The organism is Streptomyces sp. NPDC002779 (assembly GCF_042888685.1).
In the GTDB taxonomy this organism is placed as follows: Bacteria; Actinomycetota; Actinomycetes; order Streptomycetales; family Streptomycetaceae; genus Streptomyces.
Window position 1 is genome coordinate 1,053,385 of record NZ_JBIAQC010000001.1, and the last position, 11,959, is coordinate 1,065,343.

At 70.4% G+C, this 11,959-nt stretch carries 9 protein-coding genes and 2 pseudogenes; 7 read left to right on the forward strand and 4 right to left on the reverse strand.

All coding sequences use genetic code 11. The annotated features are described in order from the left end of the window. Positions 1 to 175: 175 nt before the first annotated feature. Together ACFYW5_RS04805 and ACFYW5_RS04810 are read right to left on the reverse strand one after the other, a co-directional pair. A pseudogene (locus ACFYW5_RS04805) lies at positions 176 to 751 on the reverse strand (NADH-quinone oxidoreductase subunit B); the annotation flags it as partial. Beyond that, positions 742 to 1,161, reverse strand: a complete 420-nt coding sequence (locus ACFYW5_RS04810) for an NADH-quinone oxidoreductase subunit A (protein WP_389415460.1) — start codon at positions 1,159 to 1,161, stop codon at positions 742 to 744. The gene ACFYW5_RS04810 and the pseudogene ACFYW5_RS04805, both read right to left, overlap by 10 nt. A 203-nt stretch (positions 1,162 to 1,364) precedes the next feature. On the opposite strand from ACFYW5_RS04810, the gene ACFYW5_RS04815 reads away from it, so the two are divergent. The 5 genes from ACFYW5_RS04815 to ACFYW5_RS04835 all read left to right on the forward strand — a co-directional run bounded on the left by ACFYW5_RS04815 (position 1,365) and on the right by ACFYW5_RS04835 (position 8,068). Beyond that, positions 1,365 to 2,573 carry a sensor histidine kinase gene (locus ACFYW5_RS04815; RefSeq protein WP_389415461.1) on the forward strand — a complete coding sequence of 403 codons (1,209 nt, stop codon included), beginning with the start codon at positions 1,365 to 1,367 and terminating at the stop codon, positions 2,571 to 2,573. 112 nt (positions 2,574 to 2,685) lie between these two features. Beyond that, complete coding sequence (locus ACFYW5_RS04820) at positions 2,686 to 4,023, forward strand: sensor histidine kinase (RefSeq protein ID WP_389415644.1); 1,338 nt, start codon at positions 2,686 to 2,688, stop codon at positions 4,021 to 4,023. 236 nt (positions 4,024 to 4,259) lie between these two features. Further along, positions 4,260 to 4,919, forward strand: coding sequence for a LuxR C-terminal-related transcriptional regulator (locus tag ACFYW5_RS04825; RefSeq protein WP_389415645.1), 660 nt, complete (start codon positions 4,260 to 4,262; stop codon positions 4,917 to 4,919). Positions 4,920 to 5,067: 148 nt separating this feature from the next. Continuing rightward, positions 5,068 to 6,996, forward strand: a complete 1,929-nt coding sequence (locus tag ACFYW5_RS04830) for a 2-oxoacid:acceptor oxidoreductase subunit alpha (RefSeq protein WP_389415462.1) — start codon at positions 5,068 to 5,070, stop codon at positions 6,994 to 6,996. Continuing rightward, on the forward strand, positions 6,989 to 8,068 hold the full coding sequence (locus tag ACFYW5_RS04835) for a 2-oxoacid:ferredoxin oxidoreductase subunit beta (RefSeq protein WP_389415463.1): 1,080 nt from the start codon (positions 6,989 to 6,991) through the stop codon (positions 8,066 to 8,068). Before ACFYW5_RS04830 ends, ACFYW5_RS04835 begins: the two co-directional genes overlap by 8 nt. A 108-nt stretch (positions 8,069 to 8,176) precedes the next feature. Here the strand turns inward: ACFYW5_RS04835 and ACFYW5_RS04840 are convergent, their stop codons facing one another. Further along, complete coding sequence (locus ACFYW5_RS04840; RefSeq protein ID WP_389415464.1) at positions 8,177 to 8,575, reverse strand: winged helix-turn-helix transcriptional regulator; 399 nt, start codon at positions 8,573 to 8,575, stop codon at positions 8,177 to 8,179. Positions 8,576 to 8,669: 94 nt separating this feature from the next. Between ACFYW5_RS04840 and ACFYW5_RS04845 the strand changes: the two genes are divergently transcribed. Then, positions 8,670 to 9,524 carry an SDR family oxidoreductase gene (locus ACFYW5_RS04845; RefSeq protein ID WP_389415465.1) on the forward strand — a complete coding sequence of 285 codons (855 nt, stop codon included), beginning with the start codon at positions 8,670 to 8,672 and terminating at the stop codon, positions 9,522 to 9,524. 116 nt (positions 9,525 to 9,640) lie between these two features. Then, positions 9,641 to 10,654 (forward strand): EamA family transporter RarD, encoded by a 1,014-nt coding sequence (gene rarD, locus ACFYW5_RS04850; protein ID WP_389415466.1) that lies wholly within the window; start codon positions 9,641 to 9,643, stop codon positions 10,652 to 10,654. Between the two features lie 80 nt (positions 10,655 to 10,734). Here rarD and ACFYW5_RS04855 read toward each other — a convergent pair. Continuing rightward, positions 10,735 to 11,889: pseudogene (locus ACFYW5_RS04855) on the reverse strand (MFS transporter); the annotation flags it as partial. Between the last annotated feature and the right edge of the window lie 70 nt (positions 11,890 to 11,959).

Here is an 11,959-nt window from a genome sequence, read left to right on the forward strand (position 1 = left end):
CGTTGGCCGATCCGGCCCCCGTTCCAGAATCTGCCGCCGACCGGGAACCAGCGCCCCCCGCCGATCCGTTGACCGATTGAGAACCAGCTCCCGCCGACTCCACCGACCCTGTCGCAGAAGCCGCCGCACCCGGAGCCACAGCCGTCGCCGCACCCGACCCGGCGCCCCTCGACTCCGGCCCCTTCACCAACCCACTCTGCAAAGCCGCCGCCGAAGGACGTGCCACCCCGTACCGCTCCCCCAGCGATTCCCGGGCGATCTTCTCCTGGAGTTTCAGGATGCCCTGGAGCAGCGCCTCGGGGCGGGGCGGGCAGCCGGGTACGTAGACGTCCACCGGGATGATCTGGTCGACGCCCTTGGTCACCGCGTACGAGTCCCAGTACGGGCCGCCGCAGTTGCTGCACGCGCCGAAGGAGATGACGTACTTCGGCTCGGGCATCTGCTCGTACAGGCGCTTCACCGCGGGAGCCATCTTGTCGGTGACCGTGCCGGAGACGACCATCAGGTCGGCCTGGCGCGGGCCCGGTGCGAAGGGGATCACGCCGAGGCGGATGAAGTCGTGGCGGGCCATCGACGCCGCGATGAACTCGATCGCGCAGCAGGCGAGGCCGAAGTTGAAGACCCAGAGCGAGTAGCGGCGGCCCCAGTTGAGGACCACCTTCATCGGCTCGGGGGCCAGCCGGGCGAGCGCGCCCAGCCGCTTCGGCTCCGGCAGCGGCACGGGCTCGGAAGAAGAGGGAGTCACGTCCATGTCAGGACGCCCTTCTTGTATGCGTACAGCAGACCCACGGTCAGGAAGCCGAGGAAGATGAACATCTCGACGAGGGTGGTGGCGCCGTAGCCGGGGGCGGCGAAGACCGTCGCCCAGGGGAAGAGAAAAATCGAGTCGACAGCGAAGATCACGTACAGGAAGGCGTAGACGTAATAGCGGACCTGGGTGTGGGCCCAGCCCTCGCCGACGGGGTCGACGCCGCACTCGTACGTCATCAGTTTCTCGGGCGTCGGCACCACGGGCCGCAGCAGGCGCCCGGCGCCGAAGGCGACCGCGACGAACAGCACGCCGACCAGGGCGAGCAGTCCGACGACCGAGTAGGACTGGAAGTACTCCGCCGAGACGACGACACCCTTGTCCGCCGCGACGACGACGGTCGGTTCCGGCACGTCCGTCCCTCGCTCCCTGACCTCAGTGAACACAGCCGTTCGACGATCTAGTTCGACGATCTTTACGCACGGGAGTCTAGGCCCTGCTAAAGCGAGCGTAAGCAGCCTGTCACGGCTTCGGGGGCGCGGGTGGGGTTTTCCCCCGGGGAGGGCGGCGGTCCGCCTCATGGCGCGAGTGCCGCTCGACCGGCACGCTAGCCCATATGACCGAACGCCACCCGTCCTCCGACCGCGCCCGCCGTGCCGAACCGGCCGACGGCGACCGGCTGCCGCCGGCCCGTTTCGCCTACGACCGGCACACCTGGAAAGAGATCGCGCATCTGCTGGCGAACCTCCCGATGTCGCTGCTGGGGTTCGTCTATGTCGTGACGATGCTGTTCACCGGGGCCGGGCTGACGGTCACCGTGGTCGGCTTCCCGCTGCTGGCGGCGGGGCTGATGGGCGCCCGGCAGCTGGGCAAGCTGGAGCGGGCGCGGGCCCGCGCGCTGCTCGGGGTGCGGGTGGACGAGCCGAGCCCGATCCGGCTGCGCGGCAGCCGGAACGGGTTCTTCGCGCAGCTGTGGCTGATGCTGAAGGACCCGGTGGGCTGGCGGACGGTGCTGTACGACTTCATCCGGCTGCCCTGGGGTGTGCTCACCTTCGCCATCACGCTGGCCTCGCTGTTCGTGCTGTGGCCGGTGCTGCCGTTCATCGCGCGGGGCCTGGCGAACGCGGACCGGGCGATGGTGCGGGGGCTGCTGTCGCCCTCGGACGAGCTGGAGCGGCGGATCGCCGAGCTGGAGTCCGACCGGGGGGTGGTGGTGGACACGGCCGCCGCCGATCTGCGGCGTATCGAGCGGGATCTGCACGACGGCGCGCAGGCCCGGCTGGTCAATCTGGCGATGGGGCTCGGTCTGGCCAAGGAGAAGCTGCTGGAGGACCCGGACTTCGCCGCCTCGATGATCGCGGAGGCGCACGGTGAGGTGAAGCTCGCCCTCCAGGAGCTGCGGGATCTCGCGCGCGGGATCCATCCGGCGGTGCTGACCGACCGGGGCCTGGACGCGGCGCTGTCGTCGGTGGCCACGCGGTGCACGGTGCCGGTGAAGGTGACGGTCGATCTGGACGGGCGGCCGGCCGCGGCCATCGAGGGCATCGCCTACTTCACCGTCTCGGAGCTGCTGCAGAACGTCAGCAAGCACAGCGGGGCCCGGACCGCCTCGGTCGAGGTGTGGCGGACGGACGACCGGCTGCTGCTGCAGGTGTGGGACGACGGGCACGGGGGCGCGCGGCTGGACGGCGGTACGGGGATGCGCGGGCTCGCCGACCGGCTCGGCGCCGTGGACGGGCTGTTCGTCATCGACTCCCCGCCGGGCGGCCCCACCACGGTCACCGCCGAGCTGCCCTGGCGCGACCGGGAGCCGGAGCGGGGGTAGGGAAAACCCCCCGCCCAAGACGCCGACGGACTCCATGGCCCGCCGACCTGCGCCCGAGGAGGGTGGAGGTATCGCGAAGACCCAGCCGCACGAGCAGAAACGGACGACGTCGATGGCCACGGAGTACGGACAGGGTTACGGGCTCGGCTTCCCCGACAGTGAGCGCGCTCATCGGCTGCCCGCCGGGCTGCGGGCGCCGTTCGAGGCGCGGCACTGGCGCGAACTCGGTTACCTCCTGCTGAGCCTGCCGATCAGCATCCTGCTCTTCACCTACGCGGTCACCATGGTGTCGCTGGGGGCGGGCCTGCTGGTGACGTTCCTGGGGATCCCGGTGCTGGCGGCGGGCCTGGCCGGTTGCCGGGGGTTCGGGGCGATGGAGCGGGCACGCGCGCGTGGGCTGCTCGATCTGGAGGTCGCGGACCCGGAGCCGCTGCGGATGCGCAAGCAGGGCTTCATGGCGTGGATGGGCGCCGTCCTGAAGAGCGGCGCCTCCTGGCGCTCGCTGCTGTACGCGGTGCTGCATCTGCCGTGGGCGGTCTTCTCCTTCGTGGTCGCGGTGAACTTCTGGGCCATCGGCTGGAGCCTGCTGACGTATCCGCTGTGGTTCTGGCTGTTCCCGCTCTACGGCGGCCAGGGCGGTATCCAGCTCTACGGCGACGAGACGCACCGCATCTACCTCGACAACGCGTTCGAGATCACCGTGACGGCGCTGGTGGGGCTGCTCTTCACGCTGGCGACGCCGTGGATCGTGCGGGCGCTGACGATGGTGGACCGGCTGCTGGTGCACGGGCTGCTCGGGCCGACGCGGCTGGCCACGCGCGTGGTGGAGCTGGAGTCGGGCCGCGGGGTCGTGGTCGACACGGCCGCCGCTGACCTGCGGCGCATCGAGCGCGATCTGCACGACGGCGCGCAGGCCCGGCTGGTGGCGCTGGCCATGGACCTGGGGCTGGCGAAGGAGAAGCTGACGGAGGACCCGCAGGCCGCGGCCCGCATGGTGGAGGAGGCCCACGGTGAGGTGAAGACGGCGCTCCAGGAACTGCGCGACCTGGCCCGCGGCATCCACCCGGCCGTACTGACCGACCGGGGTCTGGACGCCGCGCTCTCCTCGGTCGCCTCCCGCTGCACTGTCCCGGTCGAGGTCCAGGTCGACCTGACCGCGCGGCCGGTGCCGGCGATCGAGGGCATCGCCTACTTCACCGTCTCGGAACTGCTCCAGAACATCAGCAAGCACGCGCGAGCCACCTGGGCGGGGGTGGACGTCTGGCGGGTGGAGGACCGGCTGATGCTCCAGGTCGTGGACAACGGCGTGGGCGGCGCGGACACCTCCGCCGGGTCGGGTCTGGCCGGGCTCGCTGAACGTCTGGACGCGGTGGACGGGATCCTGGTCGTGGACTCCCCGGTCGGCGGCCCCACCCGGATCACGGCGGAGCTGCCCTGGCGGGCGGTGTAGAGCCGTAACGGCTCAGTACGTCCGTCTCCGGCAGCCGGAGACGGACGCCTCTGTGTGTGCCCAGGCCGGAAATCAGCCCCCTCCCGGCCCTCGGATCCGAAGACGGCAGGCCGGGTTATCCACAGGCCCGGTGAGGACCGGCCGATCGCGCGATACTGAGGAGCCGCGGGACCGGGCCGGAGACAGCCGGCCGGGCGCGCAACAGGCTCGGGGGGCCGGACGTCGTGGAGGACAGGGTGCGGGTGGTCATCGCAGAGGACTCAGTGCTGCTCAGAGAGGGCCTGACCCGGTTGCTGACCGACCGCGGGCACGAGGTCGTCGCCGGCGTGGGCGACGGAGAAGCACTGATCAAGACCATCACGGAGCTCGACGCGCAGGGCACACTTCCGGACGTCGTCGTCGCGGACGTACGGATGCCGCCCACCCACACCGACGAGGGCGTGCGGGCCGCCGTACAGCTGCGCAAGGCGCATCCGGGACTCGGTGTGCTCGTGCTGTCACAGTATGTGGAGGAGCGCTACGCCACCGAACTGCTGGCAGGCTCCAGCCGGGGGGTCGGCTATCTGCTCAAGGACCGGGTCGCCGAGGTGCGGGAGTTCGTGGACGCGGTGGTGCGGGTGGCTCAGGGCGGCACGGCGCTCGACCCGGAGGTGGTCGCGCAGTTGCTCGGACGCAGCCGGAAGCAGGACGTGCTCGCGGGGCTCACCCCGCGGGAGCGGGAGGTCCTGGGGCTGATGGCCGAGGGGCGGACGAACTCCGCCATCGCCCGCCAACTGGTGGTCAGCGACGGGGCCGTGGAGAAGCACGTCAGCAATATCTTCCTGAAGCTGGGGCTGTCCCCTAGCGACGGGGATCACCGTCGCGTTCTCGCGGTACTCACCTATCTGAACTCATGACGAGTCAGGGTGGCGAACCGTCTCAAAACCGTGTCCATCATGCGAATGGCCCGGGGAAGGCGACCTTTACGGACGTAGGGTTGATCCTGTGGGGAGGGCCCGCGGGAAGGCCTGTCCCCGACAGCCGCCTCGAGGGAGGTCCAGTTCAGTGACCAGCCAGGTCAGTAGCCCAGCGGAGCAGGCCGACGAAGCAGTTCTGGGAGAGCAGCGCAAACCGGCGACGGCGAAGGACGTCCGCCGGCTGGACCGAGTGATCATTCGGTTCGCGGGAGACTCGGGTGACGGTATGCAGCTCACCGGTGACCGCTTCACCTCCGAGACAGCGTCCTTCGGCAACGACCTGTCGACGCTGCCGAACTTCCCTGCCGAGATCCGCGCCCCCGCCGGCACCCTCCCCGGTGTCTCCTCCTTCCAGCTGCACTTCGCCGACCACGACATCCTCACGCCGGGTGACGCGCCGAACGTCCTGGTCGCGATGAACCCGGCGGCGCTGGCGGCGAACGTGCAGGATCTGCCGCGCGGCGCGGAGATCATCGTGAACACGGACGAGTTCACCAAACGGGCCATGCAGAAGGTGGGCTACGTCAGCTCACCCCTGGAGGACGGCTCGCTGGACGCCTACCACCTGCACCCGGTGCCGCTGACCACGCTGACGGTGGAGGCCCTCAAGGAATTCGACCTCAGCCGCAAGGAGGCCGAGCGCAGCAAGAACATGTTCGCGCTCGGCCTCTTGTCATGGATGTACCACCGGCCCACCGAGGGCACGGAGAAGTTCCTGAAGTCGAAGTTCGCGAAGAAGCCGGAGATCGCGGCGGCGAACATCGCGGCGTTCAGAGCGGGATGGAATTTCGGCGAGACGACCGAGGACTTCGCGGTCTCCTACGAGGTCGCCCCGGCCGCCAAGACCTTCCCCGTCGGCACCTACCGGAACATCTCCGGGAACCTGGCCCTGTCGTACGGCCTGGTGGCGGCCTCCCGGCAGGCGGATCTGCCGTTGTTCCTGGGCTCGTACCCGATCACCCCGGCCTCCGACATCCTGCACGAGCTGAGCAAGCACAAGAACTTCGGTGTGCGGACCTTCCAGGCGGAGGACGAGATCGCCGGGATCGGGGCGGCGCTGGGCGCGGCCTTCGGCGGTTCGCTCGCGGTGACGACGACCTCCGGGCCCGGGGTGGCGCTCAAGAGCGAGACGATCGGGCTGGCCGTCTCGCTGGAGTTGCCGCTGCTGGTGGTGGACATCCAGCGCGGCGGGCCCTCGACCGGTCTGCCGACCAAGACCGAGCAGGCGGACCTGCTGCAGGCCATGTTCGGGCGCAACGGTGAGGCGCCGGTGCCGGTCGTCGCGCCGTGCACGGCCGCCGACTGTTTCGACGCGGCGCTGGAGGCGGCACGGATCGCGCTGACGTACCGGACGCCGGTCTTCCTGCTCTCCGACGGCTACCTGGCCAACGGCAGCGAGCCCTGGCGGATCCCGGAGCTGGACGAACTCCCGGACCTGCGGGTGCAGTTCGCGCAGGGCCCGAACCACACCCTGGAGGACGGCTCGGAAGCCTTCTGGCCGTACAAGAGGGATCCCCAGACCCTCGCCCGGCCCTGGGCCGTCCCCGGCACCCCGGGGCTGGAGCACCGCATCGGCGGCATCGAGAAGGAGGACGGCACGGGCAACATCTCCTACGCCCCCGCCAACCACGACTTCATGGTCCGCACCCGGCAGGCGAAGATCGACGGCATCGAGGTGCCCGACCTCGAGGTCGACGATCCGCACGACGCCAGGACCCTGGTGCTGGGCTGGGGTTCGACCTACGGCCCGATCACCGCGGCCGTCCGCCGACTGCGCACCGCCGGACACGGGATCGCGCAGGCGCACCTGCGGCACCTCAACCCCTTCCCGAAGAACCTCGGTGACGTGCTGGGGCGGTACGACCGCGTCGTCGTCCCCGAGATGAACCTCGGTCAGCTCGCCACGCTGATCCGGGCGAAGTACCTGGTGGACGCCCACTCGTACAACCAGGTCAACGGCATGCCGTTCAAGGCCGAACAGCTCGCAGCGGCTCTCAAGGAGGCCATCGATGGCTGAGACGTCCAGGGAAGGCACGGGCACGATCGAGGCACTCTCGCTCGTTCCCAAGGCCGAGGCCAGGCAGTCCATGAAGGACTTCAAGTCCGATCAGGAGGTGCGCTGGTGCCCCGGGTGCGGTGACTACGCGATCCTGGCCGCGGTGCAGGGCTTCATGCCCGAACTGGGCCTGGCGCGGGAGAACATCGTGTTCGTCTCAGGGATCGGCTGCTCCTCGCGCTTCCCGTACTACATGAACACGTACGGCATGCACTCCATCCACGGCCGCGCGCCCGCGATCGCGACGGGTCTCGCGGCCAGTCGGCGGGACCTGAGCGTGTGGGTGGTGACCGGCGACGGCGACGCGCTGTCCATCGGCGGCAACCATCTGATCCACGCCCTGCGGCGCAATGTGAACCTCAAGATCCTGCTGTTCAACAACCGGATCTACGGCCTGACCAAGGGCCAGTACAGCCCGACCAGCGAGGTCGGGAAGATCACCAAGTCGACGCCGATGGGGTCGCTCGACGCGCCCTTCAACCCGGTGTCGCTGGCGATCGGCGCGGAGGCGTCCTTCGTGGCGCGGACCGTCGACTCCGACCGCAAGCACCTCACCGAGGTGCTGCGCCAGGCGGCCGCCCACCCGGGCACCGCGCTGGTGGAGATCTACCAGAACTGCAACATCTTCAACGACGGTGCCTTCGATGCCCTGAAGGACAAGCAGCAGGCCCAGGAGGCGGTCATCCGCCTGGAACACGGCGAGCCGATCCGTTTCGGCACCGACGGGGCGCGGGGCGTGGTCCGGGACCGGGCGACGGGTGATCTGCGGGTGGTGACAGTGACGCCGGAGAACGAGGCGGAGATCCTGGTCCACGACGCCCACAGCGCCTCGCCGACCACGGCGTTCGCCCTCTCCCGGCTCGCCGACCCCGACACCCTCCACCACACCCCGATCGGTGTGTTCCGCAGCGTCGAGCGGCCCGTCTACGACACGCAGATGGCCGACCAGCTGGACGCGGCCATCGAGCAGAACGGCAAGGGCGACCTGGCCGCGCTGCTGGCGGGCGGCGACACCTGGACGGTCGTCGGCTGACCGGCCCGGCCGAACCGATCGCCGAGCGCAGGGCCCGGGTACCGCAGGGTGCCCGGGCCCTCTGATGCAACCGCGCACCTTCGACCCCGCCCCTTCAGTCCCGCCCCTTCAGCCCCTCCCCTTCTCCGCGTCGTACCGCTCCCGGGCCGCGCTGACCTCCCCCATCCGCCGCACCGTCCACGCGGCGAGCCCCCGCACCTGTTCCGCCGCCTCGCGGCCCAGGCCGGTCAGGGAGTAGTCGACGCGCGGGGGGATCACCGGCTGGGCGTCGCGGTGGATCATGCCGTCGCGTTCCAGGGTCTGGAGGGTCTGGGTCAGCATCTTCTCGCTGACCGGCCGGACCTCTCCGATCGCCCGGCGCAGTTCGCTGAAGCGGTGGGGCCGGTCCAGCAGATGGATCAGGACCAGGACGCCCCAGCGGCTCGTCACGTGCTCCAGCACCAGGCGGTACGGGCACATCGCCTCACCGTCGGACTGCCCTGGGCGCGCCCCCTCACTTACCGTCATGCCTGTACCTTACTTCAAAGTGTGTACTTTCCAATAGTTAGCGCTCCTTCTAGGGTCGACGACAGATCACCCACCTCACAAGGAGCCCCGCATCATGAGCATCGTCGTCACCGGAGCCACCGGAAACCTGGGCCGCCACGTCGTGGAGCAGTTGCTCGACAAGGTGCCCGCCGCCCGGATCACCGCCGTCGTGCGCACCCCGGAGAAGGCGGCGGACCTCGCGGCCAAGGGCGTCCGGATCGCCGTCGCCGACTACAACGCGCCCGAGACCTTCGACGGCCTGTTCGCCGCGGGCGACAAGGTGCTGCTGGTCTCCGGCAACGAGTTCGACAAGGGCCGGGTCGCCCAGCACCAGGTCGTCATCGAGGCCGCGAAGGCCGCCGGTGTCGCCCTGCTCGCCTACACCAGCGCCCCGGGGAGCCTGACGGCCGCGCTCGCCGACGACCACCGCGGCACCGAGAAGGCGCTCACCGGCTCGGGCGTGCCCTACGTCCTGCTGCGCAACGGCTGGTACCACGAGAACTACACCGAGAACCTCGCCCCCGTGCTGGAGCACGGCGCCGTCGTGGCCGCCGCCGGCGAGGGCCGGGTCTCCTCCGCCGCGCGCGCCGACTACGCCGCTGCCGCCGTCGCCGTACTGACCGGCGAGGGGCACGAGAACACGACGTACGAGCTGGGCGGCGACGAGGCGTGGAGCTTCGCCGAGTACGCGGCCGAGCTGAGCCGGCAGACCGGCCGGGAGATCGCCTACAACGCCGTGTCCGGTGAGGTGCTGAAGGGCATCCTCGGCGGCACCGGGATGCCGGCGCCGTTCGCCGACATCCTCGTCGGGGTGGACGCCGCCATAGCCAAGGGCGAACTGGTCGTCTCCTCCGGTGACCTGTCCCGGCTCACCGGCCGTCCGACCACGCCGTTCTCCGAGGCCATCGCCGCCGCGCTCAAGGACTGACGCCCCCCGGTGACCGGGCACCCTCGCCTGTCATGACCGTATGGCGATACGGGCATGACAGGCGAGGGTGATCGGCGCTACCTTCTTCGGGGCGAGGACGACCAGAAGGAGGGCCCGTGAGCGGGAAGCCGAAGGGCGAGCGGCACATAGGTCTGCTGAACGGCTTCGCGGCTTATGGGATGTGGGGGCTGTTCCCCCTGTTCTTCCCGCTGCTCAAGCCCGCCGAGCCGGTCGAGGTGCTGGCCCACCGGATGGTGTGGTCCCTCGTCGCGGTGGCGCTGGCCCTGCTGGTCATACGGCGCTGGAAGTGGGCCGGTGAGCTGCTGCGCCAGCCGCGCAAGCTCGCGCTCATCGCCGTCGCCTCGGCCGTCATCGCCGTCAACTGGGGCGTCTACATCTGGGCCGTGAACAACGACCGGGTCGTCGAGGCCTCGCTCGGCTACTTCATCAACCCGCTGGTCACCATCGCGATGGGCGTGCTGCTGCTGAAGGAGCGGCTGCGTCCCGTGCAGTGGGCGGCGGTCGGGATCGGCTTCGCCGCGGTCCTGGTGCTCACCATCGGCTACGGCCGCCCGCCGTGGATCTCGCTCGTCCTCGCCTTCTCCTTCGCCACCTACGGCCTGGTGAAGAAGAAGGTCAACCTCGGCGGCCTGGAGTCGCTGGCCGCCGAGACCGCCATCCAGTTCTTGCCGGCGCTGGCCTTTCTGGTGTGGCTGTCGGCCGACGGCGGCTCCACGTTCACCTCCGAGGGCCCGGGACACGCGGCGCTCCTCGCGACCACCGGCCTGGTCACCGCGCTGCCGCTGGTCTGCTTCGGCGCGGCGGCCATCCGCGTGCCGCTGTCCACCCTGGGGCTGCTGCAGTACCTGGCGCCCGTCTTCCAGTTCCTGCTCGGCATCCTCTACTTCCGCGAGGCCATGCCCGCCGAGCGCTGGGCCGGGTTCGCGCTGGTGTGGCTGGCGCTGACCCTGCTGACCGCCGACGCCTGGCGCTCGGCGCGCCGGTCCGCCCGGGCGCCGAAGGCCGATATCAGCAACCCCAGCGCCACCATCGCGACCGGCACCACCAGTGCCGTACGGAACGCGGACAGCGTCTCCTCGGGTCCCGGTCCGGTGGACGCCAGGCCGTAGACGGCCGTCACCGCGGAGATGCCGATCGCCGAGCCGAACTGGGTGGCGGTGGTCAGCAGCCCGCTCGCCAGGCCCTGCTCCCGCTCGGCGACCCCGTCCGTCGCCGCGATCGTCAGCGGCCCGTAGGCCAGCGCGAACGCCAGGCCCGCGACGAACAGCGTGGGCAGCATCGCGGCGTACGGCCAGTCCGGGCCCACCGGCAGGAACAGCGCGTAGGCGACGACGGCCAGCGCGAAGCCGCCGACGATCACGCGGGTGTTGCCGTACCGGGCGACCAGCCAGGGCGTCAGGGTCGGCGCCAGGATCATGTCGCAGCCCATGATCACCAGGGCGAGCGCGGTCTGCAGCGAGGACCAGCCGCGCAGTTCCTGGAGGTAGAGCGTCACCACGAACTGGAAGCCGAAGAAGGCGCCGACGAAGAGCAGCGCCCCGAGGTCGGCGCGCACGACGGATCCCACCCGCAGGATGCCCAGCCGGACCAGCGGGTCGGCGGTGCGGCGCTCCACGACCACGAAGGCGGTGGCCAGCAGCACCGCCGCGAGGGCCGCGGCCGAGGTCAGCGGCAGGTCCTGCAGACCGTGTTCCAGGCGTACGACGGTGTAGGCGGCCAGCAGCATGGCGCCGGCGGCGATGATCGCGCCGGGCAGGTCGAAGCTCCGTCCGCGGGCGCGCGGACCGTCCTGCCGGGGGACCAGCCGCACCGCCGCGAGCAGCAGGGCGGCGCTCAGCAGCACCGGCGCGAAGAAGACCCACCGCCAGCCCAGCTCGGTGAGCAGTCCGCCGGCCACCAGGCCGAAGGAGAAGCCTCCGGCGGCGGTACCGGCGAAGATCATCAGGGCCTTGTTGCGCCGGGGGCCCTCCTCGTACGAGGTGGTGATCAGCGAGAGCGCGGCCGGGGTCATGAAGGCGGCGGCGACGCCGGTGACGAAGCGGGCGAGGACCAGCATCCAGCCCTCGGTGGCGAAACCGCCGAGGCCGGAGAAGCAGAGGAAGACGGTGAGCCAGAGCAGGAACATGCGGCGCCGGCCCAGCAGGTCGGCGGCCCGGCCGCCGAGCAGGGTGAAACCGGCGTACCCGAGGACGTAGGCGCTCATGACCCAGGCCGCGGTGCCGGTCGTGAGCCCCAGATCGGCTCTGATCGACGGGATCGCGACGGCCATCATGGCGACGTCGATGCCCTCCAGGAAAATCGTTCCGCAGAGGACGAACAGCAGCGCCCAGGCGCGGGTGCCCATAGGAACACTCCAGGAAAGAGAGGGGAGTTACGCGAATGAGGGTCGGTTCCCTCTTGTAACCACCCCCACC